Here is a 19641-nt window from a genome sequence, read left to right on the forward strand (position 1 = left end):
CGCTAGAGGCGCCCCGACTTTCCCCGTGAAAAGGACGGACAAGTGGCCAACGTCGCAGTGATCGGCGCCCAATGGGGCGACGAGGGCAAGGGCAAGATCGTCGACTGGCTGGCGGAGCGCGCCGACATGGTCGTGCGGTTTCAGGGCGGCCACAACGCCGGCCACACGCTGGTGGTGGGCGACAAGGTGTACAAGCTGTCGCTGCTTCCGTCGGGCATCGTCCGCGGCACGCCCAGCGTAATCGGCAACGGGGTCGTGCTCGATCCGTGGGCGCTGAAGGACGAGATTGCACGGCTGGCCGAGCAAGGCGTGACCGTCTCGCCCGACGTGCTGACGCTTGCCGAAACCTGTCCGCTCATCCTGCCGTTCCACCGCGATCTCGACGCTTTGCGAGAGGATGCGAGCGGTGCGGGCAAGATCGGCACCACCCGTCGCGGCATCGGCCCGGCGTACGAGGACAAGGTCGGTCGCCGCGCGATCCGCGTGTGCGACCTCGCGCACCTCGACACGCTCGGGCCACAGCTCGACCGCCTCACCGCGCACCACGATGCGCTGCGCGCCGGTTTCGGCCAGCCGCCGATCGACCGCGCGGCACTGGTCGCCGAGCTTGAGGCGATCGCCGGGTTCGTGCTGCCCTATGCGAAGCCCGCGTGGAAGCTGCTCGCCGAGGCAAAGGCGCGCGGGCGGCGGATGCTGTTCGAGGGTGCGCAGGGCGTGCTGCTCGACATCGACCACGGCACCTATCCCTTCGTCACCTCGTCGAACACCGTCGCCGGCACCGCCGCAGCGGGATCGGGCATGGGGCCGGGCGCAGTCGGCTTCGTGCTCGGCATCGCCAAGGCCTACACGACCCGCGTCGGTTCCGGCCCGTTCCCGACCGAGCTGGACGACGACGTCGGCGAGCGGCTGGGCACGCGCGGGCGCGAATTCGGCACGGTCACGGGGCGCAAGCGCCGCTGCGGCTGGTTCGACGCGGTGCTGGTGCGGCAATCGGTCGCGGTGTCGGGCATCACCGGCATTGCGCTGACCAAGCTCGATGTGCTCGACGGCTTCGAAGAGGTGCGGATCTGCACCGGTTATCGACTGGGCGACACGCTGACCGATCATTTCCCCGCCCACGCCGCCGATCAGGCGCGGGTCGAGCCGGTGTGGGAGGCGATGCCGGGCTGGTCCGAATCGACCGCCGGCGCGCGCAGCTGGGCCGATCTGCCGGCGCAGGCGATCAAGTACATCCGCCGGATCGAGGAGCTGATCCAGTGCCCGGTGACGCTGGTATCGACCAGCCCGGAACGCGACGACACGATCCTGGTCCGCGATCCCTTCGCCGACTGACGCGCGAAAAAAAGCGGCCCCGCCGATGGGGCGGGGCCGCTTTCTTCATTCGATGGTCGCGGCGATCAGCGCGGCTTCTTCTTCTTGGATTTCTTGCCCGTCGTCGCGGTGTCGTCGGTCGCAGCCGGCGTCGCCTCGGTGGTCGGCGTCGGCGTGGCCTCGGTCACCGGGACCGTCGTCGGATCGGTCGTGGGCGCCGGCTGCGCATCGGGAACCGGGTTCGACGGCGGCACCGGGGTCGTCTGCATCGTGCCCGATGGAGCGGTCTGCGGCGCCGGCGCCGGCACGTCCTGCGCGTTTGCGGCAAACGCGGTTCCGGCCAGCAGAAGTCCGGCGATCAGTGTCTTGGTCATCATAATCTCCAATTCGCCCCTGTGCCGCCGCTTATAGCGGGTCTGCGGGCGAACGGGGCTCAGGCCGCCCCTGCGGCGCCACGCCTCACCCGCATTGCGCGCGGTGGCGCAGCTTCTGGTCGGCCAGCACCAGCGCCATCATCGCCTCGACCACCGGCGCGCCGCGAATCCCGACACAGGGGTCGTGCCGGCCTTTCGTGCGGATATCGGTCGCGTCGCCGTCGCGGGTAATCGTCGGCACCGGAGTCAGGATCGAACTGGTCGGCTTGAACGCGACGCGCAGCCGCACCGGCTGGCCGGTCGAGATGCCCCCGGCGATCCCGCCGGCATGATTGGCGAGGAATTCCGGGCCGTCCTCACCGGGCCGCATCGCATCGGCATTGGCCTCGCCCGACAGCGTCGCCGCGGCAAACCCGTCGCCGATCTCGACACCCTTCACCGCATTGATCGACATCGCCGCGGCGGCGAGTTCGGCATCCAGCTTGGCATAGAGCGGCGCGCCCCAGCCGGCGGGAACGCCGGTCGCCTCGCACGCGATCACCGCGCCCAGCGACGATCCCGCCTTGCGCGCGGCATCGATCATCGCCTCCCACCGCACCGCCGCTGCCGCATCGGGGCAGAAGAACGGGTTGGCGTCGATCTGCGAATCGTCGAAATTGGCCGGGTCGATCGCATCCCCGCCGATCGCCTCGACCCAGGCGCGGATACGCACTTCCGGGATTACCAGCCGCGCCACCGCCCCCGCCGCGACACGCGCCGCCGTCTCCCGCGCCGACGACCGCCCGCCGCCGCGATAGTCGCGGAAACCGTATTTGGCGTCATAGGCATAGTCGGCGTGGCCGGGGCGATAGGCGGCGGCGACTTCCGAATAATCCTTCGATCGCTGGTCGGTGTTCTCGATCATCAGGCTGATCGGCGTCCCCGTCGTCCGCCCCTCGAACACCCCCGACAGGATGCGGACCCGGTCGGCCTCCTGCCGTTGCGTCGTGAAGCGCGACGTCCCCGGCCGCCGCTTGTCGAGGAACGGCTGGATGACGTCCTCGCTCAGCGCCAGCCCCGGCGGACACCCGTCGACCACCGCGCCAAGCGCAGGCCCATGCGACTCGCCCCACGTGGTGAAGCGGAACAGATGACCGAAGCTGTTATGGCTCATGCGTCAGCGCCCCCCAGCGCGGGCCGGCATCACGCCAGCGCGATGTCCGGTGCGTCCTCTGCCTTCATGCCGATCACGTTGTAGCCGGCGTCGACGTGGTGCGTCTCGCCGGTCACGCCGCTCGCAAGATCGCTCAGCAGGTACAGTGCCGATCCGCCGACGTCCTCGATCGTGACGTTGCGCTTCAGCGGCGAGTTCAGTTCGTTCCATTTGAGGATCAGGCGGAAATCTCCGATGCCCGATGCCGCCAGCGTCTTGATCGGTCCGGCGGAGATCGCGTTGACGCGGATGTTGTCGCGGCCCAGGTCGACCGCCAGATACTGAACGCTCGTCTCCAGCGCGGCCTTCGCCACGCCCATCACGTTGTAGTGGGGGATGACCTTTTCCGCGCCATAATAGCTCAGCGTCAGCAGCGACCCGCCGCCCGTGCCCGTCTCGGCATCTAACGGCGCCATCATCTTCGCCGCGCGCTGGGCGACCGCGACGAACGAATAGACGCTGATGTTCATCGTCATCAGGAAATTGTCGAGGCTGGTGTCGACATAGCCGCCGCGCAGTTCGGTCTTGTCCGAAAAACCGATCGCATGGACGACGAAGTCGATCGTCGGCCAGCGTTCGGCCAGCGTGGCGAAGCAGCGGTCGAGGTCGGCCATGTCGCTGACGTCGCACGGGATCAGGAAGTCCTGGCCCAGTTGCGCGGCGAGCGGGCGGACGCGCTTCTCCAGTGCCTCTCCCTGATAGCTGAACGCCATTTCGGCGCCGGCCTCGCTCAGCTTCCGGGCGATGCCCCACGCCAGCGACTTGTCGTTGGCAAGGCCCATGATGAGCCCGCGCTTGCCCTGCATCAATCCGTTCACGCCGTCGCGGCCTCCGCTGCCTTGCTAACCGTTGCACCCTCTAGCGCCGGTTCGGGCGGTTCCGCCAGTGCCGCGTTCAGGTGCGCGCCGAATACGATGCCGAGGCCGATGAGGAAGAAGAACAGCAGCGCGACGACCACCCCGGCCAGGCTGCCATAGGTCATGCCGTATCCGCCGAACGACGCCAGGATCTGCGGCAGCAGCGCGGTCATGCTGACCCACCAGACCGCGGTGAACAGCGCGCCCGGCCATTTCGGGCATTTCGAATAGCGGTATTTGGACGGCGTCACCGAATAGAACAGCATGTACAGCGCGCCGAACATCACCGCGCCGGGCACGATGCGGCTGAGCCCGATCCAGCCCGCCGCATCTTCGGCAAAGGGCACCAGCCGGTACACGAACTGCTCGGCCGCGGTCAGCACGCCCTGCACAAGGAACGACAGCAGCGCCAGGATCACCGACCCGACGATCACCGCGACGGAACTCAGGCGATAGCGCCAGAACGGGTTGGCGAAGGTCGTGCCGTAAGCGCGACGGAAGATGTCGCGGATCGTCTCGATGAAGCTGCCGACGGTCCACAGGCCGACCAGCCCGCCCAGCCACAGCAGCGATCCGGTGCGCGCCGCCAGCACGTCGGCGATCGGTTTCCGTAGGATTTCGGCGACGTCGGGGGGCAGCACGTTCAGGAAGGATGCGACCGCGTGCTGCACCTCCGCGCTCTGGCCGAAGATCGACGCGATCGCGGCGGCGACGATGAAGAACGGAAACACCGTCATCAACGCCAGATAGGCCAGGTTGCCGGCGTGGATGAAGCCGTCGTTGTACACGCCGACCAGCACGCGCTTCATCACTTCCCAGGCGGCGCTGCCGGGACGCACCTTCGCCAGGCCACGGTCGATGCGGGCACGCGCGCGCCCGTGTTTGTGGGCGCGGGCTTCGGGCGTCTGAGGGGCGATATCGTCCATGCGCGGCTAGACGCCCAGCCGCGCCCGCGGGTTCCCCTCCGCCTTGCCCGCCCAGCCCTCGACGAACGTGGCAAGCTCCGGATCTTGCGCGGGAATCTCGATCATCAGCGTCACCAGCTGGTCGCCGCGCGTGCCGCCCTTGGCATGGAAACCGCGACCCTTCAGGCGCAGCGTCTTGCCCGACGACGACCCCGCCGGCACCTTCACGTTCACCGGCCCCTCGACTGTCGGCACGCGGATGCTCGCGCCCTGCACGGCTTCGGCGAGCGTGATCGGCACGTCGACGCGCACATTGTCGCCCTCGCGCGTGAAGAACCGGTGGCCGCCCACTTCGATCGACACGATCGCGTCGCCGAAGCCGCCCGGGCCTTCCTCGCCCTTGCCCGACAGGCGCATCTGGGTGCCGCTCTCGACCCCGGCGGGCAGTTTCAAATCGATGGTCTTGCCGTCGCGCAGCGTCACGCGTTGCGTCGCTAGGCTGGCCGCATCCTCGAAGCCGACGACCAGCCGGTAGGGGACGTTCGCTCCCTTGGGCGCGGGACGCCGGCCGAAGCCCCCCGAAAATCCGCCGCCGCCGCGCTGCTGCCCGGCACCGCCGAAGATGCTTTCGAAGATGTCGCCGAAGTCGCCCGCGTCGCCGCTGCCGAAATCGGCGGAAAATCCGCCGCCGCCGGGCCGCGCGCCGCCGCCGGGGCGCTGGCCGTATCCGAACGGCGCGGTCGGGTTCCCCTCGCCGTCGATCTCGCCGCGGTCGAAGCGCGCGCGCTTGTCCTTGTCGGTCAGCAGGTCGTACGCCTGCGTCACCTGGCTGAAGCGTTCGGACGCTTTCGGATTGTCCTTGTTGCGGTCGGGATGCAGCTCCTTTGCGAGCTTGCGGTACGCCTTCTTGATCTCGTCCTCGCTCGCGCCGCGCGCGACGCCAAGCGTCTTGTAAGGATCGGCCACGTCTTCCCCGTTTGTCGGTGTGTTAGCCGCCTATGTGGGCCAGCCGCGCGCCAAGCGCAATCAGACGATCCACCGCCAGATGCCCGCCGCCCAGGCGGCGAGCGGAATGTGCGCCCAGGTCGCGGCCAGCCACACCACGACCCCGCCGGCGATGTCGTGCCCGCGGAAACCGCCGATGCGCGCCCGCCCGGCGAAGGGCCAGTAGCTCGTCTGCGCCTGCCACTGCGGCCATGTATCGGGCTGGAGCCGCGCCTTCTTGCGGTCCTGCAGCCACGCGCCGACCAGCGCGAGGATGATGATGGCCTTGCACAGCACGATGTTGGCAGGCGTCGGGAAGATCAGGATATGGACGATCCCCCAGATCGCGAACCCCCACATCATCGGGTGGCGCGTGATGGTGAAGACACCGCGCGGGACGGGGGCGGGCTTCGGTCGTCCACTCGGGTCGGGCAGGGCGGGATTGCCGATCAACGAGCCGACGAACAGGATGCTGCCGACCAGCATCAGCACCGTGCCGATCGCCCACAGCCCGTCGCCAACCGCCCACAGCGGCGCATCCGCCGCCGTCGCACGATAGGCGAGCACCAGCCAGACGAGCGTGACCGCGGCGACGAGGCTGTAGAGGCCCAGGAACCCCCGCTCTCCGACCCGCGCGACGATCGGCGCGCGTAGCGGATGCGAGAGGATGAAATGGCTGCCGACGAAGGCGGTCGCGGCGATGATTTCCCAGGCGAACGGCGACATTGGCAGCCTCCCCGACGTGTGCCGGGGAGGCTAACCGATCACTTGACGCCGTGCATCCACTTCTTGAGCGGCCAGGCGAGCAGCAGCAGCAGCAGGCCGAGCCCGATCGCCCATTCGGAGATCAGCGTGAACACGCCGTTGTACGTATCCAGGCTGACCTTCAGGTTGGTGACCTGTCCGCCGACCGTCTCGACGCTGGCGATCTGCGCGATCATGCCGGCGAAATACTGCGCGACGGAGATCGACAGGAACCACACGCCCATCATCAGCCCGACGATGCGCGCGATCGACAGCTTAGTAATCATGCTGAGGCCGACCGGCGAGATGCACAGCTCGGCCAGCGAATGGATCAGGTACAGCCCCGCCAGCCACCAGATGCCGACCTTGTAATCCGGCCCGACGAACTGCGACCCCCAGACGAGGAACAGGAAGCCCAGGCCGACGCCGATCAGCGCGATGCCGAACTTGACCGGGATCGACGGCTCACGCCCCGCCTCGGCCAGCTTGGTCCACATGATCGCCAGGATCGGCGCGAACACCACGATGAAGAACGCGTTGAAGAATTGCGTCTGTCCCGCCGAGATGCTGAACAGCCCGAATACCGACAGGTCGGTATTGCGGTCCGCGAACAGCGTCAGCGACGATCCGGCCTGTTCGAACAGCGTCCAGAACACGACGTTGAACACGATCAGAACCATCGCCGCCAGCATCATCTGGAATTCGGTGCGGCTGCCTTTCAGGAACGACCAGATCAGGATGCCCGGCACCGCGATGATGAAGGTGCCGAACAGCAGCTTGCCCATCAGCGACAGCGACGCGACATAGCCGATCAGGCCCGAACCCGGCTCCGGCGGGGCCATGTTCATCAGGTTGACGAACAGCAGGTAGAACGCCGGAATACCGAGCAGCGCGAGCGCGAAGATGCCGAGCGCCGGATCCTTCTGGCCCGCACGGATCGGCGGCTCGCCATATCCTTTCAGCTTGCCGCCATCGAAGGTGATGAGGAAGAAGCTGAGCAGCATGCCCGCCGCGGCCAGGCCGAAGCCCGCCCACCAACCGAACGCCACCGCCAGGAACGGGCAAAGGATCTGCGACGCCAGCGAGCCCAGGTTGATGCCCATGTAGAAGATCGTGAAGCCGGTATCGCGGCGTCGGTCACCCGGCGCATAGAGCTCGCCGACCATCGTCGAGATATTGGGCTTGAAGAAGCCGTTGCCGACGCTGACCATGCAGAGCGCGATCAGCATGACCGTCACGAAGAACGGGCTGCGCTCGCCGTCCGAGGCGAAACCGCCCTTGGCGATGGTGCGCGTCGCGGTGCCGTCGGGCGCCAGCAGCGACACCGACCCGTCGTCGTTGCCCTTGATCGCCAGCTTCGCCGCACCGTCGTTGACGTAGCGCGTCTCGACCCCGTCGGCGGCCTTTTCGACCGTGACTTCGTATCGCTGGCCGTCGATCGTCGCATAGGGCGTCGCCGTCTGCCCGCCGAAGCAGAGGGTGAAATATCCCAGCGCCATCAGGATCGCGCCGAACTTCACCGCGCGCTTCGATCCCAGATACTGGTCGGCCAGATAGCCGCCGATCAGCGGGGTCAGATACACCAGCGCGGTGTAGCCGCCGTACAGGCCGGTCGCCGACCGATCGCCGAACAGGAAATGCTGCGTCAGATACAGCGTCAGCAGCGCGCGCATGCCGTAATAGCCGAAGCGTTCCCACATCTCGGTGGTGAACAGCCGCGCCAGCTGGTGCGGGTGGCCGAACCACGTCTTCTGATCGGCCGGGTTGACGTGGGTGATGTCGGGCTCTTGGCGGCTGTCTGCCGTCGGGCTGTCGACCATGATAACTCCCTGAAACTCGGGGCCGTCGGATGCAGCCCCTGTGATGCGCGCGGAGACTAGGGGCAAAAGTCGCGGTGTAAAGCCGGGCGGGTTGATCGGCGGGGGCGCGGGGCTACACCGCGGCGATGTTCAACGATCTCGCTACCCCGCTCACCCTCCTCGCCACCCGCCGTTCGGGCAAGCCGCGCGACATGATCGCGCCGGGGCCGAACGACGCCGAGCTCGACGCGATCCTGGCGATCGCCGCGCGCGTGCCCGACCACGGCAAGCTCGGGCCGTGGCGCTTCGTGGTCGTCGGCGCCGACCAGCGCGAAGCCTTTGCCCGCGTGCTGACCGATGCGCTGCTGGCCGAGAAGCCCGACGCCGGCCCGCGCGATATCGAGGCGGCGGAGCAGTTCGCGAACCAGGCGCCGGCGCTCGTCGTCGTGCTGTCGGCGCCGATTCCGGGTCACAAGATACCGCAGTGGGAGCAGGAATTGTCGGCGGGTGCGGCCTGCATGCAATTGCTGAACGCCGCCACCGCGCACGGCTATGCCGGCGGGTGGCTGACCGGCTGGGCCGCCTACAGCCCGCGCGTCCGCGACGCGTTCGGCGCCGCGCCCGAGCGGATCGCCGGCTTCATCTTCCTGGGCACGCCGGCGCGTCCGCTCGAGGAACGCCCGCGTCCGGACCTGCAGCGTACCGTCACCCGCTGGCAGGTTTGACGACTCGGCGAAACGGTGTATTACGGCACCATGACAGCCTTGGAGCATGACGACAGCCCGGTCTATCTGAAGCTGCGCGCCGGCATCGCCGCGGCGATCCTGCGCGGCGAATATGGCGCGGGCGACCAGCTGCCATCGGTGCGCGCCTATGCCGCCGAGCAGGGCGCGAACCCGCTGACCGTCGCCAAGGCGTATCAGAGCTTCCAGGACGACGGCTATGTCGAGGTTCGCCGCGGTGTCGGCATGTTCGTGCTGCCGGGTGCGGTCGAGGCGCTGCGCGTCGCTGAGCGCGAACGCTTCCTGACGGGCATGTGGCCGCGGGTGAAGGACCACATCGCGCTGCTGGGCCTAGACACCGCGGATTTGCTGGATCGCGAGCGGGCCTAAACTACCCGCGTCAGCTATTGCGTTCGTGCTAAGCGAAGTCGAAGCACATGCCCAAAGCGCGTCGCTCGTGGCATGTGCTTCGACTTCGCTCAGCACGAACGGGGTGGGTAGCAGTCTCGCCTACTTCCCGCCCGCCGCACATCCCTTGCCGGTCTTCGTGCACAGCGCGCGTCGCACGTCGCCCTTGAAGTCCAGCTTGCCCATGCTCTGCACCGCGATCGCCATCGCATTGGGCTCCGCCGCGCGGTAGCGGCGGGCGGCGTCGGTGGCGTTGAAGGCGATGATCGCGCGCATGTCGTCCGCCGACAGCGCGCCTGCGTAGCTGACCCCCATCATCCCGGTGATCCGCTCGATCCCCGCGGCGCCGGTCGTCTTGGCGATGGCGCGCAGTTCGGCCTGGTCGGCGGGCGTCAGGCCGGGGGTGTCGCGCAGCAACTCGCCGGTCTGCTGCTCGACCATCAGCGGCGCGAGCTTGGCGAAGGTGCCGCTGCGCGCGACCTCGGTCCCCAGCCGTGCCATCTCCGCGGTCGGCGCGGGCCTCTGTGCCGGGGCGGGGGCAGGCGCCGCCGCCTGCAACAGCATCGCCAGTACGATCATTCGGCCACTCCCAATTGCCACAGCACGAATGCCATGTCCTCGGCGGCTTCCTTCAGGCTTTCCCACCGCCCGGACTTGCCGCCGTGCCCGGCGCCCATGTTGGTCTTCAGCAGCAGGATATTGTCGTCGGTCTTGGTCGCGCGCAACTTCGCCGCCCATTTGGCCGGCTCCCAATAGGTCACCCGCGGGTCGTTCAAGCCGCCCGAGATGAACATCGGCGGATAGGCCTGCGCGCGGACATTGTCGTAGGGCGAATAGCTGCGGATCAGCTCGAACGCGGCCTTGTCCTCGATCGGGTTGCCCCATTCGGGCCATTCCCCCGGCGTCAGCGGCAGCGTGGCGTCGAGCATCGTGTTGAGCACGTCGACGAACGGCACGTCGGCAACCACCGCGCCCCACAGCTCGGGGTCCGAATTGACGACCGCCCCCATCAGCTCGCCGCCTGCCGACCCGCCCGAGATCGCGATGCCGCCGTTGTGCGTAAAGCCGCGTTCGATCAGCCCCTTCGCCACGTCGACGAAGTCGTTGAAGGTGTTCGTGCGCTTCTCGAGCTTGCCGTCGTGATACCATTGCTGGCCCAGGTCGTCGCCGCCACGGACATGCGCGATGGCAAAGGCCATGCCGCGGTCAAGGTACGACATCCGCGTGGTCGAGAAGCCCGGCGGGATCGCATGGCCATAGGCGCCATAGGCGTAGAGATACAGCTTGCCCGACCCGTCGCGCGGGAAATCCTTCGGGAACACCACCGAACACGGCACTTCCGTCCCGTCGCGGGCGGTGATCTTCACCCGCTCGGTCGCGTATTTGGCGGCGTCGTAGCCGCTCGGGATCGTCTGCACCTTGCGCAAGGTCAGCCCGCCGCTGGCCAGGTCGTAATCGTACACTGTTCCCGGCGTGACCATCGACTGATAGCTCAGCCGCAGCGTGTCGATCGCATATTCGGGATTATCGCCGACGTCGGCGACATAGCTCGCCTCCGTAAACGCGATCCGCCGGGGCGAGCGCCCGTCGTAATAATGCACCTCGATCTGATCGAGCCCGTCCTCGCGCCCCTCCACCACGAAGAATTCGGCGAAGGTGACGACGCCGGTCATGTAGAAATGCTTCGAGGGCGCGATAAGCTCGGTCCAGGTCGACGGGTCGGTGATCGGCGCGGTCACCAGCCGCCACATCGGGTCGGTGTCGTTGGTGTGGATGAACAGCGTGCCGTCATGCTCGTCGACGTCGTATTCACGGCCGGACAAGCGCGGCGCGACCAGGATCGGCTCGGCAAAGGGAGCGCTAGCGGGCAGCAGCCGTACCTCGCTCGTCACATGGTCGCCGGTGGAGATGATGATCCACTTGCGCGACTGCGTCTCGCCCACGCCGACGCGGTAGCCCTCGTCATCCTCGTGGTAGAGTTCGACGTCGTCGGCGGGGTCGGTGCCGAGCTTGTGATAGCGCGCATTGTCGGTGCGCCACTGGTCGTTGGCGAGGCCGTAGAGGAACCCCGCGTCGTCCGCGGTCCACACGATGTCGGAAAGGATGCCGGGGATGACGTCGGGCAGCATCTCGCCCGTCTCCAGGTTCTTCACCCGCAGCTCGAAGCGTTCGGAGCCGTTGTCGTCGATGGCATAGGCCATCAGCCGTCCGTCGTTGCTGACCGACAGGCCGCCCAGCCGGAAATATTCCTTGCCCTTGGCGAGTGTCGGCTCGTCGAGGATCAGCTGGTCGTCACCCCCCGCGACGGGCCTCCGCCACCACCGCCGATACTCGCCGCCGGTCTCGAAATCGGTCCAGTACAGCCAGTCGCCGTCCTTCTGCGGCACCGATGCCTCGTCTTCCTTGATCCGCCCGCGCATCTCGGTGAACAGCGTGTCGATCAGCGGCTGGTGCGGCGCCATCACGCTCTCGAAATAGGCGTTCTCGGCCTTCAGGTAATCGAGCACCTCGGTATCGGTGACCTTGGGATAGCCCTGATCGCGCAGCCACGCCCAGTCGTCCGATATCTCGATCCCGTGATGCGTGGTGATGGAGGGGCGGCGGGCGGCGACGGGGGGCGTTTGGGTCATGCTGCCCGCTCTAGCCGCAGCGCGGGCGATCCGTCGAGGGAGTGGCGCCACGCGCACGCGACCGCGCGGCGCATGACGGCGTTGCGGGCCGCGCCGGCTGCTGTATCAACGGCTCAGGGAATGAGGGAGCGGCCCCGTGAACATGTCGGGTTTGCGCGGTACATTCGATCGCTACGTGGTGTGGTCGATCGGCACCTACCGCGCCGCCGGTATCACGCTACCGGCGATCGCCCTGACGATGATCCTGCTCTTCCTGCCGAAGGTCTGGGGCGCGGAATTGCCGACACCTGTCGTGATCGGCGTCCCGATGACCCTTTTCGCCGCGGCCCTGTTCTATGGCATGAAGATCGAAAAGCGCGTCCGGCGGCGCACGCGGAGGAAGCCTCGCTAAGCGGGGCTCCGCCCGTGGCCCGCTTTCCTACACGCCCCCGATCTGCCACAACCCGCGTCCACGAACCGGTGCGGCCCCCGGTCGCTTTCCGCCTCGCCCGTGCGCGCAGGGGGTGAAAGTTCCGAAACGGGGCCGTTCCGCGGAACTTTTGAAACCTTCAGTCCGGGGTAAGCCCATGTCCTCCCATGCCGATCGCCTTGCCGCCCTGCGTGAGCAGCTGAAGCGCACCTCGCTCGATGGTTTCGTCGTGCCGCTGACCGACGAGCACATGAGCGAATATGTCGGCAGCTACGCGCGGCGGCTCGAATGGCTGACGGGCTTCCAGGGGTCGGCCGGCACCGCCGCCGTGCTGCCGGAGGCCGCGGCGATCTTCACCGACGGGCGCTACACGCTTCAGGTGCGTCAGCAGGTATCAGGCGACGACTGGTCCTATGTCGATGTCCCCGGCACGTCGGTCGCCGAGTGGCTGCGCGCCAACGCACCGCAGCGGGCGCGGATCGGCTACGACCCGTGGCTCCACACCCGCGCCTGGGTGGATGAAGCACGGAAGGCGCTGGCCGGGCAGGGGGCGGAACTCGTCGCGGTCGACACCAACCCGGTCGATGCGGTCTGGCCCGACCGGCCCGCGCCCTCGCCCGCGAAGCTGGTCGTCCAGCCCGATGCCGTCGCGGGCAAGTCCTCCGCCGCGAAGCGCGCCGACGTCGCCGACTGGCTCGGCGAACAGAACGCCGACGCCGCCGTCCTGTCGGCGCTCGATTCGATCGCGTGGACTCTCAACATTCGCGGCGGCGACGTCGCGCACACGCCGGTCGCGCTCAGCTACGTCATCGTCAACGCCGACGGCACCGCCGACCTGTTCGTGGCGCCTGAAAAGATGACCGACGCAGTCGCCCAGCACCTCGGCAACGCGGTGCGCGTCCACGACCGCCGCGACTTCGCGCCGGCACTCGGGCGCTTCGACGGCAAGCGCGTCGCGGTCGATCCCGAACGCTCGGTCGCGGCGGTGTTCGACGCGCTCGACGGCGGCGGGGCGACGGTGCTCGCGCTGCGCGACCCGACCGTGCTGCCGCGCGCGCAGAAGAACCTCGCCGAAATCGCCGGTCACAGCGCCGCCCAGGCCCGCGACGGCGTGGTGATGACCAAATTCCTGCGCTGGATCGAGGCGGAGGCACCCAAGGGCGAACTGACCGAAATCGCCGCGTCCGACCACCTCCAGCACCTGCGCGCGGCGGCGGGCGCGGTCGACCTGTCGTTCGACACCATCTCCGCCACCGGCGCCCACGGCGCGAGCCCGCATTACAAGGCCCACGCCGAATCGAATGCGCGCATCGAGCCCGGCCAGCTCTACCTGATCGATTCGGGCGGCCAGTGGCAGGACGGCACCACCGACATCACCCGCGTCGTGCCCGTCGGCGCGCCAACCGCGGAGATGCGCGACCGCTTCACCCGCGTGCTGAAGGGCCATATCGCCATCGCCACCGCGGTCTTTCCCGAAGGCACCGTCGGCGGCCAGCTCGACAGCTTCGCGCGGCGGCCACTGTGGGAGGCGGGGCTCGATTTCGCGCACGGCACCGGCCACGGCGTCGGCGCGTATCTCTCGGTGCATGAGGGGCCGCAACGCATCGCCAAGCCCAACTATCCCGGCGGCGGCCCGTCCGAGCCCTTGCGCGCGGGCATGCTGCTGTCGAACGAGCCCGGCTATTACAAGGCGGGCGAATACGGCATCCGCATCGAGAATTTGATCTTGGTCGTCGAGCGCACGATTCCCGGCGGGACGGAGGCGATGCTGGGGTTCGAGACGCTGACCTTCGCACCGATAGAGCGCGACCTGATCGAACCGTCGCTCTTGACGCCGCACGAACTTGAGTGGCTCAATGCGTACCACGCCGAGGTCGTCGCAAAGATCGGCCCGGCGTGCGACGGAGAGGACCGGGCATGGCTGACACGAAAGTGCGCACCCATCGGCTGACCGAATCGCTGCTCCACTGCGGGGTGGCGATGGCGGCGGTCGTGATCGTCTATCTGCTTGGCGGCGTGGTCGGCGACGGCGCGGTCGCCGCCGCGCGCTACTTCACCGGCTGATCGGCGGCATCATTCGCGGGACGGGCGGCATCCGCCTCTGCCCGCGCGCGCCCCTTGCGGCGGCGCAGGTTCTCGCGCAGCGCCTCGGCCAGCCGGGCCTTCCTGTCGTCGGTCGGGATCATGCCCGCGCAATAAACTGTCACTGCTTGCCTTGACAACCGCCACCCGATCCGCTCTTGAGCCGCCTCCCCGTTCGGGGCGAGTGCTGCCGTAGCTCAGTGGTAGAGCGCATCCTTGGTAAGGCTGAGGTCGTGAGTTCAATCCTCACCGGCAGCACCATTAACTGTCTGCACTAATTGCAGAAAACTGGTGTTCTAGTGTGCTAGTTGGGTATGGCGCTGTCGCGTTGGAAGCACATAGGAAGCACTTGAAGCCGAAAAGTTTGCGGCAAGCTGAGTGATTTCTTCGTCGAACGGGTGCGGGCGCGACCTTGCCCGACCATGGGCGCTCCTGAGCCGACACGGATAATGCGGAGCTTGGATCGCGGGGCGATCAACAGACACTCGACAGCGCCGATGGAAGATTGCGTTAAAAGCAAAGACTGCAAACTTCCTGCTTTCCCTGGTCGCCGGGGCAATTGCGCTCCGCCTATGCGGTCGAGACCTCTCCCACTAGGTCGTCGATGATTGGACAGTCTGGGCGATCGTTGCCCTGGCAGCGCGCTGCGAGGTCGAGCAACGCATGGCGCATCTCTTCGAGCGCCGCGGCCTTGCGGCCGAGTTCGTCGGCACGCGCGGTCGCTAGCAACTTCACGTCGGCGCTCGATCGCTCGGCGTTGCTCCACAGTCCAAGCAGCGTCCTAATCTCCTCGATTGGAAAACCGAGGTCGCGCGCGTTGGCGATAAACCGCAAACGCTGAACGTCGGCGCCGGAATAATCCCGGTAGCCGCTGTCGCGCCGCGGCGCCGACGGAATTAGGCCGATCTTCTCATAATGACGGATCATTCGCTGCGAGACGCCGCTGGCGGCCGAGGTGGGTCCGATCTTCACAGCTTCACCGTATTGAGCCGAAGCGCGTTCGTCACGACCGTAAAGCTCGACAGCGCCATCGCGGCACCGGCGATCATCGGCGACATCAGGATGCCGGCGACGGGATAGAGGATACCCGCCGCGACCGGCACGCCGATGCCGTTGAACAGGAACGAGAAGAACAGGTTCTGGCGGATGTTGCGCATCGTCGCCTTCGCCAGGCGGCGCGCGCGGACCATCGCCGCGAGGTCGCCCTTCGTGAGCGTCATCCCGGCGCTTTCGATGGCCACGTCGGTTCCGGTGCCCATGGCGACGCCGACGTCGGCAGCAGCGAGGGCCGGTGCGTCGTTTATGCCGTCACCGGCCATTGCCACCTTCGCGCCCTTTGCCTTCAGTTCGCCGACGATGCGCGCCTTATCCTCGGGCTTCAGACCGGCGTGGACCTCGTCGATGCCGCCAATCGCCTTGGCGACAGCGTCCGCCGTCCCTTGTGCATCCCCGGTCAGCATCACGATCCGCAGCCCTTCCGAGCGCAAAGCCGCAATCGCGTCGCGTGCCGAGGCCTTGATCGGATCGGCGACCGCCAGCAATCCGGCGAGACGCCCATCGATCGCGACGAACATCACGCCGGCGCCATCGCCCAGGTGACGGTTGGCGACCTGTTGCAGTGGCGCGACGTCCCCGCCGATCCGCTCGATCTGGGCGGCGTTGCCGACGACGATCTCCCTGCCACCGACGCGGCCGCTGACCCCCAGACCGGTCTGCGAGTCAAAGTCGTCGACCGCACCCACGTCCAGCGCGGCGTCGCGGGCGGCGGTGACGATCGCGTGAGCGAGCGGATGTTCGGAACGCGCCTCCACTGAAGCGGCGGCGCCCAGCACATCGTCGCGATCGAACCCGTCGGCGGTCTCGACAGCGATCAGCGCCGGTCGTCCCTCGGTCAGCGTGCCCGTCTTGTCGATCACGAGCGTATCGACCTTCTCCATCAGTTGCAGCGCCTCTGCATCCTTGATCAACACGCCGGCATGGGCGCCGCGCCCCGTGCCGACCATGATCGACATCGGCGTCGCGAGGCCCAATGCGCATGGGCAGGCGATGATCAGCACCGCGATCGCGTTGAGCAATGCGTGGCCGAACCGCGGTTCGGGTCCGACGACGTTCCAGACCACGAAGGTCACCACGGCCACGGCGACCACGAGCGGCACGAACCAGCCCGACACCCGATCGGCGACCCCCTGGATCGGCGCGCGGCTGCGCTGCGCCTCGGCGACCATCTTCACGATGCGCGCCAGCACGGTGTCTGACCCGACCGCCTTCGCTTCGATCACGAGCGAGCCGGTGCCGTTCACGGTGCCGCCGATCACGGTGGCGCCCTCGTCCTTCAAGACAGGGGCGGGCTCGCCGGTGAGCATCGACTCGTCCACCGACGATCGGCCCTCGACCACGGCACCATCGACCGGAACCGCTTCGCCAGGACGGACCCTGAGCCGATCGCCCGCGACCACCGCCGAGAGGTCGATCTCCTCCTCGCCGCCATCTGAACCGATCCGTCGCGCCGTCTTGGGGGCGAGGTCCATCAGCGCGCGGATCGCCTTGCCGGTCGCGGCACGGGCGCGGAGCTCCAGCACCTGGCCGAGCAGGACGAGGGTGACGACCACGCCTGCGGCCTCGTAGTAGACGGGCACCATTCCGTGCATCCGGAACGACTGCGGGAATAGGCCCGGCGCGACGGTCGCGACGACGCTGTAGGCGAAGGCCGCGCCGACGCCGATTGAGACGAGCGTGAACATATTCAGGTGACGGGTGACCAGCGACGTCCAGCCCCGCTGGAAGAACGGCAGTCCCGCCCACAGGACGATCGGCGCTGCCAGAGCCAGCTGCACCCAGGGATTCCACGCGGGCGGCACGAAGTGCACACCGAGCATCTCCGCCACCATCGAGACTGCGAGCAGCGGCACGGTCAGCGCACCGGCGACCCAGGTCCTGCGAGTGAAGTCGACCAGCTCCGGGTTCGGCCCGTCGTCAAGCGTCGGATCCTCGGGTTCGAGCGCCATGCCGCAGATCGGACACGTTCCGGGTCCCTCCTGACGGATCTGCGGGTGCATCGGGCAGGTCCACATCGCTCCCGGAACCGGCTCGGAGGCCGGGCGGGGCGCGTCGCCGACATAGGCGTCGGGGTCGGCGACGAACTTCGTCCGGCAGGCTGCCGAGCAGAAATGATACTCACGCCCCTCGTGCGTGGCATGATGCGACGTTGCGGCAGGATCGACGGTCATGCCGCAGACCGGATCCCTGACGGTCTCGACCGGCGGCATACCGTCTTGCTCGCCACCCCCGCGATCGCCGCAGCAGCTGCGGGTCGCGTGGTTTTCGTCGCCATGTGCATCGTTCATTTCGGTTCTCCGACAGCACATGTGGGGCTTGACACGATGTCAGGGTCAAGGGCTTTCGCCGGTCGGCGACGGGGAACCGAGCGGTGGACCATCATCCCGGTCCACGCTGATCGCTGGCGCTACCAGCCGACCTTGCGGGCGAGGAGTTCGACGTTCTTCAGCACGCCGTCCCAGTGACCGTTCGACCCGCCGCTGAAGCCTGCTGCGAGCAACTCGGCCTTCAGCGCGGGCTCGTTGATCCGCGCCACCGCCCGCTCCCGGCGATCCGACGACCACATCAGCTGACCCCAGGGCATCCACGTCCATTCCTGCGCCTGCTCCAGCGTCTCCTCGCGCGTGGTGGCGAGCCCGGCGAACCCGCCGAGCAGCTCGACGAGATCGTAGTTCTCGAGCTGCGCGTCACCGGTCAGGCCGTAGTCTCGGGACCATGGGACTACATGGTCGACCATGTGATCCGCCCAGGGCGACTTGCGGTTCTCGAGACCCGGCCAGCGCTTCCACCAATCGGTCTCGCCATCAGACCAGAAGCTCATGAACAGGGTGTCGACGGCACGGCCGAGCTGGCGATGTGGGCGCGGGATCTCGGTCGACATCCAACGCAACAGGTCGCGCCATCGCTCGGCCTTGGCGAGTCCCAGAGCGTAGGTAAGGAACGCGACATAGGCCGGGTAGCCGGTCAGCGCGATCAGCACGCCGTTGCCCTGCACGGGCCGCGCCCGCGTCAACGCGCGCAGCGCGTCCACGGCGTGGCCGAATTCGGTGCCGTCGCCCCAACGTCCCATGAGGCCGAACATCCGCGCGAGCGGTTCGGCCGCGCGCTCCAGCCCCTCCCATCGTTCGATGAGGCCCGCGTTGTCGACCGGCGGAATGACGACTGGAAACTCGTCGCCGACGAGCCTGGCCGCCAGCTTCTCCGCCTGGCCCGCGACGAGGTCGCCCAGTTCGATGCGCATGTCGGGCCGGCTCAGCGCGCGCTTCGTCGAGGCGAGGAGGAGTTCGATCGTCTCGGGCGCCGGCCGGCGCGCCTTGTCGAGCGTCTCGACGTCGTCCGCGAGCCGGACGAAGAACGTGTCGGCATCGGTCACGGTGATTGCGACGCCGGCGCGAGCAGCGAGCAGTTCTGCTGCCGGCCCGCCGAGCCCGCCGCGCGACGCCCAGTAGGTCGGATACCGCCGGTTCGGCGCCCGCGCGATCGCGGCGCGCAGGCCGGGATCCCAGTCACCTGACCAGCCCGCCACGACGAGACCATAGTCGTCGAGGATGCGATCCAAAAGCCGATCGTATTCACCCGGATAGGCAGCGAGCTCGCCATCGGTATTGAGGATACGGTTGTCGAGATAGTCGCCGTGGATCTTCACGATTGTGCATCTGCCATGCACGAGCGGACTCGCCCCCGCGAGGTCGTCGACGGACTTGATCACCGCCGCCTCGACACCGACTGCGGACAGGGCGGTCTCGAGCAGCCGATCGAAGTTCGTCGTAACGATGACACGAACGAATCCGTCGCGCACCAGCCTCGCGACCGCGTGGTGCGCGGGCGTCGGCACGCGACGTCCTGCCTCGAGGTCCTCCGCCGATGGCTCGATGTAGCGATGCAACACGGAGCGGCGCTCGGCCGGCGTGAGCGAGAGCGCGTCGAGCAGGTCCGAATAGCTCGGCTCCGTCCCGAACCGGTCGCGGTGCCACTGACCCCAATCGGCGACCTCGGTCACGCCCTCTGCGGCGGCGATGCGCCGGATCAGGTCGACGACGACGTCCCAGCCGGTCGGTATCTCGGCCGATCGAGACACGCCGGAGCCGAGCAGCAGGGCGTAAACCCCCGGATTCTCGGCGATGGAGAAGGCGAGCCGCGTGTTCGGTTCGACGTGGATGGGCAAGGT

Annotated in this window: 19 protein-coding genes and 1 tRNA gene; 7 read left to right on the plus strand and 13 right to left on the minus strand. The window is 67.8% G+C overall.

The genetic code is table 11. The annotated features are described in order from the left end of the window. Nucleotides 1-42 precede the first annotated feature (42 nt). Nucleotides 43-1332, plus strand: coding sequence for an adenylosuccinate synthase (locus tag M9980_RS00865; protein WP_250752393.1), 1290 nt, complete (start codon nucleotides 43-45; stop codon nucleotides 1330-1332). Nucleotides 1333-1397: 65 nt separating this feature from the next. Here M9980_RS00865 and M9980_RS00870 read toward each other — a convergent pair whose 3' ends face one another. The 7 genes from M9980_RS00870 to M9980_RS00900 all read right to left on the minus strand — a co-directional run bounded on the left by M9980_RS00870 (nucleotide 1398) and on the right by M9980_RS00900 (nucleotide 8187). Continuing rightward, nucleotides 1398-1688 (minus strand): hypothetical protein, encoded by a 291-nt coding sequence (locus tag M9980_RS00870; protein WP_250752394.1) that lies wholly within the window; start codon nucleotides 1686-1688, stop codon nucleotides 1398-1400. Between the two features lie 82 nt (nucleotides 1689-1770). Then, the gene (gene aroC, locus M9980_RS00875; protein ID WP_250752397.1) at nucleotides 1771-2838 is read right to left on the minus strand and encodes a chorismate synthase; all 1068 of its coding nucleotides are present in this window, start codon (nucleotides 2836-2838) and stop codon (nucleotides 1771-1773) included. A gap of 29 nt (nucleotides 2839-2867) precedes the next feature. Beyond that, entirely contained in the window at nucleotides 2868-3695 is an 828-nt protein-coding gene (fabI, locus tag M9980_RS00880; RefSeq protein WP_277998306.1) for an enoyl-ACP reductase FabI, read from the minus strand. Then, nucleotides 3692-4660 (minus strand): YihY/virulence factor BrkB family protein, encoded by a 969-nt coding sequence (locus M9980_RS00885; protein ID WP_250752398.1) that lies wholly within the window; start codon nucleotides 4658-4660, stop codon nucleotides 3692-3694. The genes fabI and M9980_RS00885 overlap by 4 nt, the downstream gene beginning before the upstream one ends. A 6-nt stretch (nucleotides 4661-4666) precedes the next feature. Continuing rightward, nucleotides 4667-5605 carry a DnaJ C-terminal domain-containing protein gene (locus M9980_RS00890; RefSeq protein WP_250752400.1) on the minus strand — a complete coding sequence of 313 codons (939 nt, stop codon included), beginning with the start codon at nucleotides 5603-5605 and terminating at the stop codon, nucleotides 4667-4669. Nucleotides 5606-5665: 60 nt separating this feature from the next. Next, nucleotides 5666-6349: an NnrU family protein gene (locus M9980_RS00895; protein ID WP_250752402.1), complete on the minus strand. Its 684-nt coding sequence runs from the start codon at nucleotides 6347-6349 to the stop codon at nucleotides 5666-5668. A 38-nt stretch (nucleotides 6350-6387) separates the two neighbouring features. Further along, nucleotides 6388-8187, minus strand: coding sequence for a peptide MFS transporter (locus M9980_RS00900; RefSeq protein ID WP_250752404.1), 1800 nt, complete (start codon nucleotides 8185-8187; stop codon nucleotides 6388-6390). A 125-nt stretch (nucleotides 8188-8312) separates the two neighbouring features. Between M9980_RS00900 and M9980_RS00905 the strand changes: the two genes are divergently transcribed. Further along, nucleotides 8313-8891 (plus strand): nitroreductase family protein, encoded by a 579-nt coding sequence (locus M9980_RS00905; RefSeq protein ID WP_250752407.1) that lies wholly within the window; start codon nucleotides 8313-8315, stop codon nucleotides 8889-8891. Between the two features lie 30 nt (nucleotides 8892-8921). Then, the gene (locus M9980_RS00910) at nucleotides 8922-9278 is read left to right on the plus strand and encodes a GntR family transcriptional regulator (RefSeq protein WP_250752410.1); all 357 of its coding nucleotides are present in this window, start codon (nucleotides 8922-8924) and stop codon (nucleotides 9276-9278) included. Between the two features lie 120 nt (nucleotides 9279-9398). Here the strand turns inward: M9980_RS00910 and M9980_RS00915 are convergent, their stop codons facing one another. Both M9980_RS00915 and M9980_RS00920 read right to left on the minus strand, forming a co-directional pair. Beyond that, the gene (locus M9980_RS00915; protein WP_250752413.1) at nucleotides 9399-9875 is read right to left on the minus strand and encodes a DUF2059 domain-containing protein; all 477 of its coding nucleotides are present in this window, start codon (nucleotides 9873-9875) and stop codon (nucleotides 9399-9401) included. Continuing rightward, nucleotides 9872-11926, minus strand: a complete 2055-nt coding sequence (locus tag M9980_RS00920; protein ID WP_250752414.1) for a S9 family peptidase — start codon at nucleotides 11924-11926, stop codon at nucleotides 9872-9874. Before M9980_RS00920 ends, M9980_RS00915 begins: the two co-directional genes overlap by 4 nt. A 136-nt stretch (nucleotides 11927-12062) precedes the next feature. Between M9980_RS00920 and M9980_RS00925 the strand changes: the two genes are divergently transcribed. The 3 genes from M9980_RS00925 (at nucleotide 12063) to M9980_RS00935 (ending at nucleotide 14399) form a co-directional block, all read left to right on the plus strand. After that, entirely contained in the window at nucleotides 12063-12317 is a 255-nt protein-coding gene (locus tag M9980_RS00925; protein WP_250752416.1) for a hypothetical protein, read from the plus strand. Nucleotides 12318-12492: 175 nt separating this feature from the next. Continuing rightward, nucleotides 12493-14286, plus strand: a complete 1794-nt coding sequence (locus M9980_RS00930; RefSeq protein WP_250752417.1) for an aminopeptidase P family protein — start codon at nucleotides 12493-12495, stop codon at nucleotides 14284-14286. Continuing rightward, nucleotides 14253-14399 (plus strand): hypothetical protein, encoded by a 147-nt coding sequence (locus M9980_RS00935; RefSeq protein ID WP_250752419.1) that lies wholly within the window; start codon nucleotides 14253-14255, stop codon nucleotides 14397-14399. Before M9980_RS00930 ends, M9980_RS00935 begins: the two co-directional genes overlap by 34 nt. Here M9980_RS00935 and M9980_RS00940 read toward each other — a convergent pair. Next, a complete protein-coding gene (locus M9980_RS00940; RefSeq protein ID WP_250752420.1) occupies nucleotides 14384-14521 on the minus strand; it encodes a hypothetical protein in 138 nt (45 codons plus the stop codon). The genes M9980_RS00935 and M9980_RS00940 overlap by 16 nt on opposite strands. An 82-nt stretch (nucleotides 14522-14603) precedes the next feature. Here M9980_RS00940 and M9980_RS00945 point away from each other — a divergent pair. After that, a tRNA-Thr gene (locus tag M9980_RS00945) sits at nucleotides 14604-14678 on the plus strand. Between the two features lie 309 nt (nucleotides 14679-14987). On the opposite strand, the gene M9980_RS00950 is transcribed toward M9980_RS00945, so the two are convergent. The 3 genes from M9980_RS00950 to M9980_RS00960 all read right to left on the minus strand — a co-directional run bounded on the left by M9980_RS00950 (nucleotide 14988) and on the right by M9980_RS00960 (nucleotide 19638). Continuing rightward, the gene (locus tag M9980_RS00950; RefSeq protein WP_250752421.1) at nucleotides 14988-15389 is read right to left on the minus strand and encodes a MerR family DNA-binding protein; all 402 of its coding nucleotides are present in this window, start codon (nucleotides 15387-15389) and stop codon (nucleotides 14988-14990) included. Further along, nucleotides 15386-17761, minus strand: a complete 2376-nt coding sequence (locus M9980_RS00955; protein ID WP_422921374.1) for a heavy metal translocating P-type ATPase — start codon at nucleotides 17759-17761, stop codon at nucleotides 15386-15388. Before M9980_RS00955 ends, M9980_RS00950 begins: the two co-directional genes overlap by 4 nt. A gap of 119 nt (nucleotides 17762-17880) precedes the next feature. Next, nucleotides 17881-19638, minus strand: a complete 1758-nt coding sequence (locus tag M9980_RS00960) for an SIR2 family protein (protein ID WP_250752422.1) — start codon at nucleotides 19636-19638, stop codon at nucleotides 17881-17883. Nucleotides 19639-19641: the final 3 nt, after the last annotated feature.

This window comes from Sphingomonas donggukensis, from assembly GCF_023674425.1.
Lineage (GTDB): Bacteria > Pseudomonadota > Alphaproteobacteria > Sphingomonadales > Sphingomonadaceae > Sphingomonas > Sphingomonas donggukensis.